The 15,398-nt window shown below is 46.8% G+C and carries 15 protein-coding genes and 1 tRNA gene; 11 read left to right on the forward strand and 5 right to left on the reverse strand.

Annotation, left to right across the window (positions count from 1 at the left end; genetic code table 11):
* Nucleotides 1–6 precede the first annotated feature (6 nt).
* The 5 genes from PU683_RS16455 (at nt 7) to PU683_RS16475 (ending at nt 6,460) form a co-directional block, all read left to right on the forward strand.
* A complete protein-coding gene (locus PU683_RS16455) occupies nt 7–2,538 on the forward strand; it encodes a CS1-pili formation C-terminal domain-containing protein (protein WP_431190948.1) in 2,532 nt (843 codons plus the stop codon).
* Entirely contained in the window at nt 2,528–4,171 is a 1,644-nt protein-coding gene (ecpD, locus tag PU683_RS16460; RefSeq protein ID WP_277173331.1) for a fimbrial adhesin EcpD, read from the forward strand. The genes PU683_RS16455 and ecpD overlap by 11 nt, the downstream gene beginning before the upstream one ends.
* Nucleotides 4,116–4,838 carry a fimbria/pilus periplasmic chaperone gene (locus PU683_RS16465; protein ID WP_463322654.1) on the forward strand — a complete coding sequence of 241 codons (723 nt, stop codon included), beginning with the start codon at nt 4,116–4,118 and terminating at the stop codon, nt 4,836–4,838. The genes ecpD and PU683_RS16465 overlap by 56 nt, the downstream gene beginning before the upstream one ends.
* Nucleotides 4,839–5,124: 286 nt before the next feature.
* A complete protein-coding gene (locus PU683_RS16470; RefSeq protein WP_277173335.1) occupies nt 5,125–5,988 on the forward strand; it encodes a transcriptional regulator in 864 nt (287 codons plus the stop codon).
* Nucleotides 5,981–6,460, forward strand: a complete 480-nt coding sequence (locus PU683_RS16475; protein WP_277173337.1) for a hypothetical protein — start codon at nt 5,981–5,983, stop codon at nt 6,458–6,460. The genes PU683_RS16470 and PU683_RS16475 overlap by 8 nt, the downstream gene beginning before the upstream one ends.
* A gap of 126 nt (nt 6,461–6,586) precedes the next feature.
* Here the strand turns inward: PU683_RS16475 and PU683_RS16480 are convergent.
* Together PU683_RS16480 and PU683_RS16485 are read right to left on the reverse strand one after the other, a co-directional pair.
* Nucleotides 6,587–6,674 (reverse strand) — tRNA-Ser (locus PU683_RS16480).
* 140 nt (nt 6,675–6,814) lie between these two features.
* Entirely contained in the window at nt 6,815–8,443 is a 1,629-nt protein-coding gene (locus PU683_RS16485; protein ID WP_277173339.1) for an ABC transporter substrate-binding protein, read from the reverse strand.
* A 269-nt stretch (nt 8,444–8,712) separates the two neighbouring features.
* On the opposite strand from PU683_RS16485, the gene yccA reads away from it, so the two are divergent.
* Complete coding sequence (yccA, locus tag PU683_RS16490) at nt 8,713–9,372, forward strand: FtsH protease modulator YccA (protein WP_277173341.1); 660 nt, start codon at nt 8,713–8,715, stop codon at nt 9,370–9,372.
* A gap of 88 nt (nt 9,373–9,460) precedes the next feature.
* Complete coding sequence (gene tusE, locus PU683_RS16495; RefSeq protein ID WP_277173344.1) at nt 9,461–9,790, forward strand: sulfurtransferase TusE; 330 nt, start codon at nt 9,461–9,463, stop codon at nt 9,788–9,790.
* On the opposite strand, the gene yccX is transcribed toward tusE, so the two are convergent.
* Nucleotides 9,787–10,068: an acylphosphatase gene (yccX, locus tag PU683_RS16500; protein ID WP_277173346.1), complete on the reverse strand. Its 282-nt coding sequence runs from the start codon at nt 10,066–10,068 to the stop codon at nt 9,787–9,789. The two genes, tusE and yccX, sit on opposite strands and share 4 nt — an antisense overlap.
* 91 nt (nt 10,069–10,159) lie before the next feature.
* Here yccX and rlmI point away from each other — a divergent pair, with 91 nt between their 5' ends.
* The gene (gene rlmI, locus PU683_RS16505; protein WP_277173348.1) at nt 10,160–11,350 is read left to right on the forward strand and encodes a 23S rRNA (cytosine(1962)-C(5))-methyltransferase RlmI; all 1,191 of its coding nucleotides are present in this window, start codon (nt 10,160–10,162) and stop codon (nt 11,348–11,350) included.
* Between the two features lie 60 nt (nt 11,351–11,410).
* Nucleotides 11,411–11,728, forward strand: coding sequence for a heat shock protein HspQ (gene hspQ, locus PU683_RS16510; protein ID WP_277173351.1), 318 nt, complete (start codon nt 11,411–11,413; stop codon nt 11,726–11,728).
* 27 nt (nt 11,729–11,755) lie between these two features.
* Here hspQ and PU683_RS16515 read toward each other — a convergent pair whose 3' ends face one another.
* The gene (locus PU683_RS16515) at nt 11,756–12,169 is read right to left on the reverse strand and encodes a CoA-binding protein (RefSeq protein ID WP_277173353.1); all 414 of its coding nucleotides are present in this window, start codon (nt 12,167–12,169) and stop codon (nt 11,756–11,758) included.
* Nucleotides 12,170–12,305: 136 nt separating this feature from the next.
* Between PU683_RS16515 and mgsA the strand changes: the two genes are divergently transcribed.
* Nucleotides 12,306–12,764 (forward strand): methylglyoxal synthase, encoded by a 459-nt coding sequence (gene mgsA / locus PU683_RS16520; protein WP_042716960.1) that lies wholly within the window; start codon nt 12,306–12,308, stop codon nt 12,762–12,764.
* Between the two features lie 2 nt (nt 12,765–12,766).
* Here the strand turns inward: mgsA and helD are convergent, their stop codons facing one another.
* Nucleotides 12,767–14,821, reverse strand: coding sequence for a DNA helicase IV (gene helD, locus PU683_RS16525; RefSeq protein WP_277173356.1), 2,055 nt, complete (start codon nt 14,819–14,821; stop codon nt 12,767–12,769).
* A 122-nt stretch (nt 14,822–14,943) separates the two neighbouring features.
* Here helD and PU683_RS16530 point away from each other — a divergent pair, with 122 nt between their 5' ends.
* Complete coding sequence (locus PU683_RS16530; protein WP_277173358.1) at nt 14,944–15,390, forward strand: YccF domain-containing protein; 447 nt, start codon at nt 14,944–14,946, stop codon at nt 15,388–15,390.
* Nucleotides 15,391–15,398 lie beyond the last annotated feature (8 nt).

The raw sequence follows: 15,398 nt of genomic DNA on the forward strand, positions 1-15,398 counted from the left end.
GTTGCTGTGCGCATTGTCGTGAATAAAACCCTTCAAGCTTGCGTTACTTATACAGTCATTTTGTTTGCTGGCATGAATGAAGTCTACTCCTCTTCTTTTCAAAATTTACATGTCGCAGGTATAATGGTTCCTGATGCTTTTAGAAAAGCGTTACAGGATGGTATGAGTATCCCTTTATACATCCACCTGAATGGGGTTTCTGATACGCAGGATGATCAGCGTATCGGCACCGCCTCCATCTGGCTAGATGATAATAGGGTAAAAGTGCGGCTAATTGAGCTTGAAGATCAAAATGGCAATGCTTCTTTGAACGATCACACACGGTCAAAAATTAATAGTATTAAAGATGTTGCATTTAACGAAGAGTCTAAAATACCTATTACTGCTAACGCCTGGTTGTATTTAAATTTCCAGCAACTTACGTTGCAAATGATTGTTACTCAGCAAGCGCTCAAAACCGTTTTTCGCCCCAAAATTGAGGATATCGGTGAATCAAGTGCAGAACATTTAAGCAGTACGCTTAGTTATAACTTTGGTATTTATAACAATAAAATGAAGGGGGGGGAAAGCAACACTTCGAATTACCTTTCATTTGATTCTGTTACAGCGCTTAAAGAGCATCATTTGATGATGAATGGCACAGTATACGGCGTTGGATCAAATTCTCAGCAGGCGCAACTCTATCGAGCCATGTACGAGCGTGATTTTTCAGGCCATCGTCTCGCCGGTGGGATGCTAGATTCATGGAACTTACAATCGCTTGGATCAGTCACGGCACTTCCTTCTGGAAAAATATATGGTTTTTCATGGGGCAACCATGCGCAATCAACAGTTTTTAATGATTCGCACTCCGTTGTGCCAGTCATTGTTTTCCTGCCCTCTGCTGGGGAAGTCCATCTTTACCGGGATGATAAACTTCTCAGTGTACAAAACTTCAGCATGGGCAGTCATGAAGTTGACACCAGCGGACTACCCTATGGCATTTACGATATCAAAGTCGATGTGATCGTGAATGGCCAACATATAAGCCAGACTATTCAGCGTATTAACAAAATTTTTGCTCGTGGAAAATCCGCAGGAATGCCATTCCGTTGGCAATTCTGGGGAGGCAATATACATATGGAGCGTTGGGAGAGTGGCGAAAGGGAAATTCAGACAGCTAAAAATAGTTTCCTGATCGGATTGTCAACTTCCGGCGGGATTAATGCTTTAGCCTGGATGGCCTCGGCATATAACTATGACTCTGTCACCGTCGGAGAACTTCAGCTTTCATGGCCTATTACCGAAGCTTTACAGGTTAGTATGCAAAATATGTTATCTACAGATGGATCGTGGAGTTCCATTAGTAGTCTAAATGCAACTTTACCCGGAAATTTTAGTTCCGTATGGTTGAGCCAGGAAAAAACCTCAATAGGAAATACTCTACGGCGTAGCAATGCTACTAATATTGCAGTTGGCGCATCGTTAAATCTCAACGTGCTCTGGTCACGGCTCGGTTCCATCAGCGCAAGTTATAATAAAGATCGCCAACATAACAGCCATTATTACACTGGTGATTATACCCAGATGCTCTACAACGGGCAGTTTGGATCATTAGGATTACGAGCTGGCCTGCAGCGCTACCAGCACAGTAACAGCCGGCAATCAAGCCGTATGCAAAAATATGTCGCTTTTGATTTTCTACTACCCCTTGGCAGCTCTTTTCGAACCGGCATAACTCAGCAGAATGGTTATGCTATGGCTAATATCTCAGCTCAGAAACAGTTCGATGAGGGTGACACTATACAGGCTATTGGTGCTGATGTTTCTCGCGGTATCTCTGGCGATAAGAGTGATAACAAGAATCTGAGTGCAAATGCATGGACAAAGTATGAGAACCGTTTTTCTACAGGAACATTGAGCGTCAATAGTGGGCTAGATGGATATTTAAGCACAAACTTTACTGCTAATGGTAGCCTCGGCTGGCAGGGAAAAGAGATAGGTATGAGCGGCAGTACAGAGGGCAACTCTGGCGTCATTTTGCGCACTGATATTGAACATGATGGCCAACTCACGGCAAGAGTGAATGGTCGACTTTTCCCTCTGCTCGGTAAGCGTAACTACCTTTCACTGGATCCTTATTCACGTTATGAAATTGAAATTCTTAATAGCAAAAAATCTATTGATAGTTATAACATCGCAAACGGTAGAAAAGGACAATTTACACTTTATCCAGGTAATGTTGTAACAATGATTCCTGAAATCAAACAGATGGTTACTGTTTCAGGCCGGATACGTGCAGAGGACGGAACGCTGCTTGCTAATGCTCACATTAATAATCACATAGGAAGAACACGCACGGATAGCAATGGTGAGTTTGTAATGGATATCGATAAAAAATTCCCCACAGTTGATTTCAACTATGACGATAATAAACTATGCGAAGCAAATCTTGATATCAATAACGCTCGCGGCGCAGTGTGGGTAGGCGATATTATTTGCAAAGGATTAAAAACATTTGCCAATACAATGGTTGAAGGAGAGACGAATGAAGGTTAATTACTATCCTCTCCTGGCTTTTGTTTTAATCCTCTCAAATTTAAATTTTGCAGAAGCAGGCGTAACTAAAACTGTCTTTCCCGATGCTCCTACTCGTGAATATGTTTTTGTAGAAAATAATAATAACGATAATTTTTTTGTTACACCTTCTGGTGCATTGGATCCGCGAATGACCGGTTCCAACCGGTGGACGGGACTGAAATACAATGGTTCTGGAACTATTTATCAGCAAAGCCTTGGCTATATTGACAACGGATATAATACGCTTTTGATGAGTAATAACCGGTTTGATATGTGGCTGGAAAATGCACCAACCTCACATTTGATTACCGGGTTACGCTGTATCAACTGGTATAAAGGCTGCGATATGGTAACCAGCATGATTTTGCCAGAAGCTACAGACGCAGCAGGATTTTATGGTGTGTCTGTTCCTTCAGGAGGCGCTAAATGGATGCATGGAATGATGAGTGATCAGTTTTATCATTATTTGAATAATGCTTCTGTAGGAAGTAACTTCACTATGACCATCAATACGTGTACTACAGCAGAAAGTTATAGCGCCAAATTGGGTCAACGCTGCCGCTATCTGGGTTCGGGTCAATGGTATGTTCGTAAAGTTTCATATACCAAGGGCGCTCATATCAAGTTTGAAAATACTAATGCCATTTCGGAAGTATTCATTAACAGCGATGGCATTCCGACGCTCGGTGAAGGCAACTCTGGCTGCTACCCCTTGGTAATTGGTAAGCTTTCCGGCTTGGCCTGTAAAATGCTTACTTATTCCTTACGTGATAATGGGATGAGCAACTCAACAATAAAAATTTTTCCATCAATTAACAAACCTGCCCTTGAATCAGCAATAGATGCTCAGGACATGCAGTTTAGTGTGGATAGCAATACCTGGAAGACCGTGAGCAAAACGAGCCATTACTTTACGTTTAATGAATTGAAAGGAAAAAGAAGCGTTTATATTTTTCTTTCTCAAAACTTTTTCAAGCAAATGGTTAAGCTAGGTATCAGCGACAGTAACACAAACGATCTGTTTAATTTCAGGATGCACAATGCTCTTGCACCGGAATCAGGTTGGTATGAGTTCTCCACTTCAAGCCAACTTATTATTAAGCCAAGAGATTTTAGTGTGAGCATAATTTCTACAGATTATGTGCAAAAACCTTCCCGCACCGGGAAAATTGGCAGAAACAGCCCATCGTTGGATTTTGATTATATAGTTACGACAAATGGAAAGACATCCGCCGATGAAGTGCTAATTAGTGTGACGGGTCCGACACAAAAGATCAATGGTCGTTCATGGTGTATATTCAAATCTTTCAATGGATTAACTCAAGTTCCGTTTCCAGCATCGCTAACATATAAAACGAGAAACGGGGTCAATAAAACCTACGATGTAGGCTGCGACGGAATGTGGCGTGATATGACTGATGCATTTTGGTTAACTACACCGTGGTTTAGCTCAAACGGCACTATGGGGTTAATGAATAAATCAAATGTTCGCTTCTCAATCCCCATGAACGACGAGCGATCTTTGTACACATTAAATCAGTCAACGTGGTTCGGGGATGTTAGCGCATCGGGAGAAATTAGAATTAAGGCAACATGGCGCAATGTTAATTAAACGGGTCATAAACTGTTTCAGCTTGTTTTTCTTGTTAGCACCTTTATTTGCAAAAGCCATTTATATTGGAAACCAAACTTTTTCAATTGATGCTGAAAGTAATATGTTTGCAAAGCTTGTAGTGAATAATAACAAATCGCCTCGCCTTTACCGTATAACTATCAGGGCGATTGACACACCAGGTACAGCTGAAGTTTATTTTCAGCCTGCTGATGGGGAGTTATTGTTTGCACCGCGACAAATGATGCTGCAACCAGGAGAGAGCGATTTCTTCAAGTTTTATTACCATGGTCCTGAGGATGATCAAGAACGTTACTACCGTATTGCATTTGAAGAGATCCCACCTCAAAACAGAGCCTTAACAAATGCCAAGGACAGCGTTATAAGTATGATGCCTGTCATAGTCATGGACACGATACTCGTAGTGAGGCCTCGTAAGATAAACTTCAAATGGTTTCTGGATCATACTCACGGGAAAGTAGCCAATAAAGGAAATACATGGTTTAAGTTACTATTGAAACCGGGGTGTGGGGCCGCAGAGGATACCAGTACGACGTGGTATCTTCGACCCGGGGAGGTACTGAATAGTGGTCATGTCAAGAAAGCTGGTGAAATATACATACTTTATAATGATACCTTTATAAAAATACATGATGAATGCAGCTAACACATCACTGGATTTTATATTTTCGCGGTTATCATTTAATATACCTGACTCTTTAAAAATCAAATTATCAATTTAACCAGAAATTCACACTACCGTTATCCTCGTTAAAAGCTTATATAAAAAGTTGATAATTCAACGACTTAAATTTTCTTACTCAACATTCATTAACTTATAAAAAAATATGGAAATTACGCTCCTATCATGGTGAAATTACCGGATGGAGTAATAGCTATCTTAAATATGGAATGTTGATAAGGAACTCAGCTTTGGCTGCGTTGAAAGGCATATGCACTGGATTATAAACGAATATATTGAATTCAGGCCCGTTTTAAAGAAATTAACCTCCCTTAAAAACCCTGAAGTAAGTGTGATCTTAACCGCCCCAGCAAGTCGGTGTCTTCTATTATTACTTGAAGCTTCTCCCGATATCGTCTTGCAGCAAGATTTTTTTAAGAAAGTATGGGAAGAGGAAGGCATGCTGGTTCCAGCCAACACTCTATATCAGAATATTTCTATTGTCCGACGTGGGTTGCGTGCAGTAGGCGATACGGATCAAAAACTCATCGCCACTATCCCTCGCAAAGGCTTTCAAATTGATGATGGTGTCAGAATAATTAAACAGGATGATATTGTTGAGGCCGACAAAAGCATAGCGCATCACACCATCGACAATCCAGGCACTGACCTGCCGGAAAAGAGAGTAGCTCCAGATGAGGAGGCTCTATGCGAATCCCTCTCGCCACAATCACCTCAACCATTACTCAATGAAGATGATAAGAAAATTAAGAGTTCGATTTTTCTCCTTATGCTTGTTCTTATCGCTTTCGTCACCGGATTTATTGTCACAAGCTTCATTTGGTACAGGCATAATGAACCCGCATTCTTCAACACTTATAAGCTCATTGAAACGGATAATGGCTGCCATCTTCATACCAGGAATGATATTCATGATAACAATAATCCCTACTCCAGATATAAGACCCTAATTTTGAACACGGGATTAAGTTGTAAAAGCTATCCCTGGGTCTATTTTCCACTCTCCGTTACCTCACCAACTTTAACCGCGCTAGCGTGTAAAAATAAATACACAACGGAGTCTTTACCAGGGTGTATCTCTATCCATATCACTGGGATCAATCGAGATGACTAAAAAGCGGGTTCGCTTATTCCTTTTTTTTCTGCTTGCAGGTCTCGCATTTGGCTATTTATATCTTATGGTAACGACACACATACGCGCTGCGGAAACCTGCACCGTGGTCGTAGTTGTCTTTAACAAAGATGCACAAGCTAATTTGACCCTGGACTTTATGTACAACAGACGAACGCTCAGCGGTATCGTTTCTGTCAGCGGACGTTATCGCCACCCTGATTACCCGGAGGGTACCATAAGAAGGGATGTCGCTTACACATGGGTAGAGAACAAAAACACCTTTCAACTTTTATCAACCAACATTAATAAGGTCGATAATGTTGAAAGCTTACCTGAGGAAGTTATCGCTTCTGTCTTGCCCGCTTTTTATGTTTATCCTAATAAACGAGTCAATTACGTGATTCATCAGCAAGGAGACAGCGGTTTTCTATTCAGTGTCGGCAAGCGCCCTTTGTTTGTCTGTTCGAGGTGATCAACGCCGGGGGTCAGGGTTACAGGCGCAAATGGCTATCTGGTAGTTTGTTGCGATGTATAAAGAGGATTTACTTTTCTAAGCAAAAAAATAAGTGGTTACCTTTCGGTAACCCCTTATCAGATATGGCGGAAGCGCAGAGATTCGAACTCTGGAACCCTTTCGGGTCGCCGGTTTTCAAGACCGGTGCCTTCAACCGCTCGGCCACACTTCCGGTGTGAGGCGCACTATAAACATCCCCGACCTTCATGTAAAGCGTGGCAATGTTCGTTTGCGTGAAAAACAACCAAAAAGACGTTAATTGCTTTAAACACCAACACAATGTTCAATAAAGAAGCAGGCGGCGGCAAAGATTTAATGTTTTTTGATGTACATATCCTGAGTGAGATAGTAACCAAGAGGATCGGGATTGAAGCCACCGATCCAGGGTTTCACTAAATGTGTGCGAACATAGTGATAGACAGGGATAGCCGGAACATCACGCGCCAGAATGTCTTCTGCTTGCTGATAATATTTCCCTCTTTCGATGACATTTTTCGCCTTCGCAGCCTCATCCAGCGCATCGTCATAGGCCTTGTTGCTGTATTTACTTGTGTTTTCACTGCTTCCGGTACGGAAATTATTCAGGAAAGTCGCTGCATCGTCGTAGTCAGCAATCCATGCGTAGCGCACTGCATCAAAATTGCCGGTATGCATCGTATCCAACATCGTTTTCCATTCCTGATTCTGCAGCTTTGCCTCTACCCCAAGATTTTTCTTCCACATTGAACTAGCAGCAATGGCAATACGCTGGTGTGTCTCCATCGTGTTATAGAGAAGATTAAAGCTTAAAGGATGGGCTTCGTTAAAGCCTGCCTCGTTTAACAATCTCTTCGCCTCTGCAAGGCGTTTTTCGCGCGGCCATGTTGAATAATCTGGCGGAGATAACTTCACTCCGCCGATTTCAGGCTGACTGACAACCCATGCAGGCCTTTGCCCCTGCGCCATAACTTTGTCAGCAATAATATCTTTATCTAACCCCATATTAAGAGCACGACGCAGGCGTGGGTCGTTGAAGGGGGGCTTAGTGGTATTGAACTCGTAATAGTAGGTTGCCAGTTGAGGCTCAACGCTGACCTGCTCACCAAACGTTTTACGCAACTGGGCAAACTGATTCACAGGAATTGTATAGGTAATATCAATTTCCCCTGCCTTGAATCGGTTCACATCTGCTGTTTCCGCGCTGATGGGCAGGTAGGTGACCTTATTAATCACGGTCGCTTTATTGTTCCAGTAGCGCGTGTTACGCTCCGCCACAATGCGCTCGTTGACCACCCAGTCGGTCACTTTATAAGCACCACTGGTTACTATATGTTCTGGCTTTGTCCACTTATCACCGAAGCGGTTAACAAGCACTGGATCGATTGGAACTAAAGAGGGGTGCGCCAGCATAGATAAAAAAGAGGCTGTCGGTTGAGTAAGAGTAATCTCGAGCGTCGAGTCATTCACCGCCTTTACACCCAATGTATCAACTGGCTTTTTACCTTGTGCGATATCTGCTGCATTGAGAATGTGCATATTTCCAGGATAGCTGGCATAAGGCGATGCCGTTTTCGGGTCAACAAGACGCTGCCAACTCCAGACTACATCTTTTGCTGTAATCGCCGTACCATCCGACCACGTGATCCCCGGACGTAAATGGAATGTCCAGACACTATTATTTTTGTTTTCCCATTTTTCGGCTAAAAGCGGCTCAATTGAGCCATCTTTTTTGACCGTCACCAGCCCATCGAACATATCGCGAATAATGTTGAACTCGACGTCACTCTCAACCTTATGCGGGTCTAACGATGCCGGTTCACTGCCATTGTTGCGCACAAGTTCCTGTTTTGTTGCCAGTTCAACACTAGCGGGTACGCTTGCCGCATAAACTTGGGTCGTTGCGCACATCATCCCGACAGCAAATAAAACGTGAGTTATGTTGTTTAGTGTTTGTGGTTTCATATCCATTTCGCCTTTGAAATTTGTTATATACCGACGCCATTACACTCTTAACGTGCTAAAGATTAGACTTCAAAACATTTCGAGCGATATAAGAGATAAATATGGCTCTGTATCACATTTGCTCTCCCATTCATCTGGCAACACTTTTTATTGATAAAACAGGCTTCAGCTGCCGCTACGATGAGTAAAGATGGGTAAAACGGCTTTTACAGCTAGCGAGACTTTCCTAGACTCCACTTCTAATTACATCTGTCATAAGGGAGTGGCTTATGGATCGTCTAATTACTTCTTCGCGTGACCGCACATCCCTGCTGAGCACGCACAAAGTTCTTCGTAATACCTATTTTCTGCTCAGCCTGACACTGGCTTTTTCGGCGATGACTGCAACAGCGAGCACCGTTCTGATGCTACCTTCGCCGGGTCTCATTCTGACGCTGGTAGGTATGTATGGTTTGATGTTCTTAACCTATAAACTGGCAAATAAGCCGAGCGGTATTCTGGCGGCTTTTGCCTTTACCGGCTTCCTTGGGTATATCCTCGGCCCGATGCTGAACGCGTATTTATCTGCCGGAATGGGCGACGTTATCGCACTGGCGCTTGGCGGCACCGCACTGGTCTTTTTCTGCTGTTCAGCCTATGTGCTGACAACACGCAAAGATATGTCCTTCCTCGGCGGTATGCTGATGGCAGGTATTGTGGTTGTGCTGATCGGTATGGTTGCGAATATTTTCCTTCAGCTCCCTGCCCTGCATCTTGCAATCAGCGCTGTGTTTATCCTGATCTCCACTGGCGCCATTTTGTATGAAACCAGCAATATCATTCATGGCGGCGAAACGAACTACATTCGTGCGACAGTGAGCCTCTATGTATCGCTGTACAACATCTTTGTCAGTCTGCTGAGCATTCTGGGTTTCGCCAGCAGAGACTAACGACCACACGACCTCAATCAGGCCTCGCTTATGCGGGGCCTTGTTTTTTGTTACACTCCCGCCGTTATAAACAGCCATTGTGGAAACTATGTTGATCTTCGAAGGTATTGAAATTGAAACTGATAGCGAAGGCTATCTGAAAGAGACCTCGCTGTGGAGCGAACCGCTAGCAGAGGCGATCGCAGAGCAAGAGGGTATTTCTCTCTCCCCAGAACATTGGGAAGTGGTGCGTTTTGTGCGCGACTTTTATCTTGAGTTCAATACATCGCCTGCGATTCGCATGCTGGTAAAAGCTATGGCCAATAAATATGGCGAAGAGAAAGGCAATAGCCGCTATCTCTATCGCCTCTTTCCAAAAGGACCGGCTAAGCAGGCAACAAAAATTGCAGGCCTGCCTAAACCGGTAAAGTGCATCTAGTAGCGAATCCCGAAACCGGCCCACTCTCTGTCGGGTTGATGAGGCTCGGTCAAAACCTTATCGACCCGCGCGCTGCGCGGCCCACCCGCTTTTAACCACTCCATCAGTTTGTTGACATTCTCAGCCTCACCACAGGCAACCACCTCAACACTGCCATCATCCAGATTTCGTGCATATCCCGATAATCCAAGACGCTGCGCTTCATGTTGAGTGGTGTAGCGAAACCCAACGCCCTGTACGCTGCCATGTACCCAGGCAATTGTGCAAACTTGAGCCATATCTTATCTCCATCAATGCGGGCGCGTTGCATTTACCCGACTAACCCGTGACAATAGCGCCCATTTTCTTCAGCCGACAGAATAGCCAAATATGAGTGTACGTTTAGTGTTAGCCAAAGGACGCGAGAAGTCATTGTTGCGTCGTCATCCTTGGGTGTTTTCCGGCGCCGTCGCGCGAATGGAAGGCAAAGCCAGCCTCGGAGAAACCGTGGATATTGTCGATCATCAGGGTAAATGGCTGGCCCGCGGAGCGCTCTCTCCCGCTTCACAAATCCGCGCACGCGTCTGGACATTTGATAAAGACGAAAGCATTGATATCGACTTTTTTACCCGTCGTTTACAGCAAGCGCAGCAGTGGCGTGATTGGCTTGCCGGGCGTGATGGCCTGGACAGCTATCGTCTGATTGCGGGCGAGTCAGATGGCTTACCGGGTATAACAATCGATCGTTTCGGCAATTTTCTGGTGCTGCAACTCCTGAGCGCCGGTGCGGAATATCAGCGTCCGGCACTCCTCTCGGCACTACAAACGCTCTACCCAGAGTGCGCCATTTACGATCGCAGTGATGTCGCGGTGCGAAAAAAAGAGGGGTTAGAATTGACACAGGGCCCGGTTCTGGGCGAACTCCCCCCGCCGCTGCTGCCAATCGAAGAGAACGGCATGAAGCTTTATGTTGATATTCAGGGTGGTCACAAGACAGGCTATTATCTTGATCAACGCGACAGCCGGTTGGCGACACGGCGCTATGTGGCTGACAAACGCGTGCTTAACTGCTTCTCTTACACCGGCGGCTTTGCCGTCTCTGCACTGATGGGCGGCTGTCGTGAGGTCGTTAGTGTAGACACATCACAGGAAGCGCTGGATGTTGCGAAGCAGAATGTCACTCTGAATAAGCTGGATCTGAGTAAAGCGGAATTTGTTCGCGATGATGTATTTAAACTGCTGCGTAAATATCGCGACCAGGGTGAAACCTTCGATGTGATTGTCATGGATCCGCCGAAATTCGTTGAAAACAAAAGTCAGCTGATGGGTGCGTGCCGCGGCTACAAAGATATCAACATGCTGGCGATTCAGTTGCTCAACCCCGGCGGCGTGCTGCTGACCTTCTCCTGCTCAGGTTTGATGACCACCGATTTATTTCAGAAAATCATCGCTGATGCCGCCTTAGATGCCGGGCGTGATATACAATTTATAGACCAGTTCCGTCAGGCCGCCGATCACCCGGTGATCGCAACCTACCCGGAAGGGCTTTATCTGAAAGGGTTTGCCTGTCGCGTCATATAAGTTGAAATCTGGAGCCGCGCCCCCATATTTGGGGTTATCTAAGGTTCCCGGGAGGTGACAATGATAGCCAGCAAATTCGGTATCGGTCAGCAGGTTCGCCACTCTCTACTGGGGTATCTTGGCGTAGTGGTCGATATCGACCCCGAGTACTCTCTGGATGAACCGTCAGCAGACGAGCTGGCGGTCAATGACGAGTTACGCGTACTGCCCTGGTACCACGTAGTGATGGAGGATGACGACGGACAACCCGTCCACACTTATCTGGCCGAAGCGCAGCTCACCAGCGAAATAACGGATGTTCATCCTGAACAGCCCTCAATGGACGAACTCGCGCGCACCATTCGGCGCCAGCTGCAGGCTCCAAGATTGCGAAACTGATGGTACCCCGCAACCGGCGGGGTATTTTTATTTAGCCAAACCAAGGCGGGGAATTTCAATCGCCGGACAGCGATCCATCACTACATTTAACCCCGCTTCCTGTGCCAGCACAGCAGCCTGTTCGTTAATCACACCAAGTTGCATCCACAGCGTTTTCGCCCCCACGGCAATCGCCTCCTGCGCAACGTCCCATGCGGCTTCAGAGTTGCGGAACACATCCACCATATCAATTTTTTCTGGTACATCTGCCAGCGTCGCATAGCCCTGCTGTCCCATTAGCGTCTTTCCTGCCACTTTTGGCGACACAGGGATGACATGATAACCCTGACCTAACAGGTAATTCATAACACGGTAACTGGGACGATCGGGTTTGTCGCTTGCGCCAACCAGAGCGATGGTATGCGTGGCGCGTAAAATTTCGGCAATATCTGTCTCTTTCATCGTTTCCTCCGCTTGATTTCACAAAGTGTAAATCAATCAGGGGAACTCAACCATTTTCTGTTTTTTTTATTCGCTTCGCTTGCAGCAACATGCGCTTCCAGTAATCTGTAGCAAACATCACTGACGGAAATAGATCATGGAATCAACCACTCGCACGCTACCCGTACGCAAGAATATCGCCCTCGTTGCGCACGATCACTGCAAGCAGTCGTTAATGAAATGGGTTGAGCGGCATCAGCCCGTGCTGGCCGCGCATCAACTCTATGCAACTGGCACTACCGGTAATTTGATTCAACGCGCAACCGGGCTGGAGGTGAATGCCATGCTGAGTGGCCCGATGGGCGGCGATCAGCAGGTAGGCGCGCTCATCTCGGAAGGTAAAATCGACGTACTCATTTTCTTCTGGGATCCGCTGAATGCGGTGCCTCATGATCCGGATGTAAAAGCCCTGCTTCGCCTGGCCACTGTATGGAATATTCCTGTGGCAACCAACCTCTCAACGGCCGATTTTATTATCGAATCCCCGCAATTTAATCACAGCGTTGATATTCTGATTCCAGACTATCAACGCTATCTTGCAGAGCGGTTGAAGTAATTTCAGGGCCTTCTGGTCACGGGCACATCCAGCGATTTGAGTATGTCAACAAAGGGTGATGGCTCATCCTTGTTGAACAGTAACCACACGCGTTTACGTGCCCGCGTCAGTGCAACATAGAGCAGGCGACGCTCCTCCGCGTCGGGAAAATCCTCTTCCGCGGGCAAAAGCGCCTGCTCCATAATCGATTCCCGCGCTGGCGCAGGAAACCCATCCGCCCCCTCTTTTAGCCCAACAATGATCACATAATCGGCCTGTTGCCCTTTGCTGGCATGGACAGTCATAAAATCCAGCTGCAGCTTTGGCCATCGCGTAGCCGCTTTGTCCAGGCTTTTTGGCCTGGCGTGATGATAACGGGCCAACACGAGGATGCGCTCCTCCGACTTCGCAAAACCGCTTAGCTTATCGAGCAGCGCATCAAGTTGATCGTCTGCCAGCAGCGTTACGGATTTTTTATCGCCTGGCAGCAAACTGTTAAGCGGCTTGGCAAGTTGTGAAGGGTTTTGCTGAATGAAGCGGTTCGCCACCTCACCGATGCGGGAATTAAAGCGATAAGTTGTATCAAGGGCGCAGAGATCGCCTTCACCAAAATAGTGATGAAACGCGGTGGTAAGCGAAAGTTGCGCGCCGCTGAAGCGATATATTGCTTGCCAGTCATCGCCAACGGCAAAAAGCGTCGTTTGCGTATTCTGTTTGCGTAACGCCGCCAGCAGTGCCGCGCGCTGGGGTGAAATATCCTGGAATTCATCCACGAGGATATGCTTCCACGGGCTGATAAAACGGCCTTTTTCCAGCACGCTAATGGCCTGATGAATAAGCCCTGAAAAGTCGACGGCGTTCTCATCCTTGAGCGCGGTTTTCCATGCTTTCAGCAATGGCGCCATTAATTTGATGCGTTTGGCAAAAAGATCGCGTATCTCTTCCGGTGCGCTGGCAATCATTTCCGCTTGTGTGCCGCCATGCATACGCATCAAACTTATCCAGCGATCCAGACGTGGCGCGATGCGCCGCTGTAACGCCTCATCTTGCCAGTAATTTCCTTCCGGGAGATGCCAGCCCAGCTCCTCTTGCAGCCATAGCCGCCACCCTTTTGCCTGCGCTTTTTTCTCACTGCACTGCTCTACCCAGGTTCGCGTTAACAGCGCCAACCGTGCGGCAGTATCGTTTTCCAGTTCGCTCAGGGCGGGCACTTTCTTGCTGCCTTGCTGAATGATATGCAGAGCCAGCGCATGGAAGGTGCGCGCGGTAATCTCATCGCTATGCAGACGCTCGCGAATACGCTCATCCATCTCCTGTGCCGCTTTACGTCCAAAAGCGAGCAGAAGAATTTGATCGGCAGAGGCCTCGCCACGTACCAATAGCCAACCTGCGCGCGCCACTAGCACGGAGGTTTTACCGCTGCCAGCGCCAGCCAATACCAGAAGAGAGTGCTCGCCATTGACCACCGCTCTTGCTTGCGCCGGATTTAAAGGCGAGCTTTCTACCTGTTCAAAAAAGGTCGCATACTGCTTCAGCATCGTTTCGGTAAAAGCCTGATTATGTTCTGTCCGACGCCCTTCAACATCCTGCAGCCATGCCTGGCACTGTTGCCACAGCGTGCGGCAATTATCAAACTCCAGCAGCCGGCTGGCGGGCATCGGTAGAGCAGAAAAAGCCTCTTGTAGCTGACGCTGTACGCCTGTCAACTGATTACGCGTTAACCATCTGGATGGATCAATACGCGCGGAGATAAGCGCCAGCTGGCTCGATAAGAGCTCTGCCGCTACCTCGCTCATCTCCGCGCTCCAGCTGCGCCAGCGCTCATTCAGAAGGTGATGAAAACGCTGAGTGTCGCTCCACTCGGTGCCATGCAAGCGCACTACTTTGTTATCAGCCAGCTGAAACTCCATCTCTCCCCAAACTAAACCCCGTTTACACTCAATATCCAGTAATTGATTAAAAGGGATGAGGTATTCATGGCGGTCACCCGATACTTTTATCCCTGCATTCAGGATGGTCGCGCGATCGTACGGGTGCTGCGCCAGGCGTTTTCCCAGGGAAGTCGCTTTCAGTTCCATCTCATGGTGATCTCAGCTTGTGACAATTATTGCCAGTTTACCTGTCAGAGAATTGGTGCTCCAGTCCAAAAAATCGTTACAATTGCCGGAATAATCAGTACCCGGAAATCAAATGAGGTTTTATGCGTACCATTTTGAATATTCTGAATTTTGTCCTCGGTGGTTTCGCCACGACACTGGGCTGGCTGGTGGCAACGATTGTCAGCGTGCTGCTCATTGTGACCCTTCCGCTAACGCGTTCATGCTGGGAGATCACTAAACTCTCCCTTATTCCATGGGGAAATGAGGCAGTACACGTCGATGAACTCTCTCCGCAAGGTAAGAATGGCCTGCTGAATGCGGGAGGAACCTTGCTGAACGTTGTCTGGTTTATTTTGTTCGGTTGGTGGCTTTGCGTGATGCATATCATTGCTGGCGTAACTCAATGCCTGACAATTATTGGCATCCCGGTTGGCGTGGCGAATTTTAAAATCGCCGCTATCGCGCTGTGGCCGGTAGGACGTCGTGTTGTGTCCGTTGAAACAGCACAAGCGGCTCGCGAAGCCAACGCACGTCGTCATTTTCAGTGAACGGATCC

Source organism: Candidatus Kosakonia sp. 282A-S69 (assembly GCF_029433855.1).
GTDB lineage: Bacteria > Pseudomonadota > Gammaproteobacteria > Enterobacterales > Enterobacteriaceae > Kosakonia > Kosakonia cowanii_A.

What these genes read in the sequence shown, in the direction of transcription:
- ecpD (WP_277173331.1), top strand. Translation starts at nt 2,528, where the DNA reads ATGAAGGTTAATTACTATCCTCTCCTGGCTTTTGTTTTAATCCTCTCA.
- PU683_RS16465 (WP_463322654.1), top strand. Translation starts at nt 4,116, where the DNA reads ATGTTAGCGCATCGGGAGAAATTAGAATTAAGGCAACATGGCGCAATG.
- PU683_RS16470 (WP_277173335.1), top strand. Translation starts at nt 5,125, where the DNA reads ATGCACTGGATTATAAACGAATATATTGAATTCAGGCCCGTTTTAAAG.
- PU683_RS16475 (WP_277173337.1), top strand. Translation starts at nt 5,981, where the DNA reads ATGACTAAAAAGCGGGTTCGCTTATTCCTTTTTTTTCTGCTTGCAGGT.
- PU683_RS16485 (WP_277173339.1), bottom strand. Translation starts at nt 8,443, where the DNA reads ATGAAACCACAAACACTAAACAACATAACTCACGTTTTATTTGCTGTC.
- yccA (WP_277173341.1), top strand. Translation starts at nt 8,713, where the DNA reads ATGGATCGTCTAATTACTTCTTCGCGTGACCGCACATCCCTGCTGAGC.
- tusE (WP_277173344.1), top strand. Translation starts at nt 9,461, where the DNA reads ATGTTGATCTTCGAAGGTATTGAAATTGAAACTGATAGCGAAGGCTAT.
- yccX (WP_277173346.1), bottom strand. Translation starts at nt 10,068, where the DNA reads ATGGCTCAAGTTTGCACAATTGCCTGGGTACATGGCAGCGTACAGGGC.
- rlmI (WP_277173348.1), top strand. Translation starts at nt 10,160, where the DNA reads ATGAGTGTACGTTTAGTGTTAGCCAAAGGACGCGAGAAGTCATTGTTG.
- hspQ (WP_277173351.1), top strand. Translation starts at nt 11,411, where the DNA reads ATGATAGCCAGCAAATTCGGTATCGGTCAGCAGGTTCGCCACTCTCTA.
- PU683_RS16515 (WP_277173353.1), bottom strand. Translation starts at nt 12,169, where the DNA reads ATGAAAGAGACAGATATTGCCGAAATTTTACGCGCCACGCATACCATC.
- mgsA (WP_042716960.1), top strand. Translation starts at nt 12,306, where the DNA reads ATGGAATCAACCACTCGCACGCTACCCGTACGCAAGAATATCGCCCTC.
- helD (WP_277173356.1), bottom strand. Translation starts at nt 14,821, where the DNA reads ATGGAACTGAAAGCGACTTCCCTGGGAAAACGCCTGGCGCAGCACCCG.
- PU683_RS16530 (WP_277173358.1), top strand. Translation starts at nt 14,944, where the DNA reads ATGCGTACCATTTTGAATATTCTGAATTTTGTCCTCGGTGGTTTCGCC.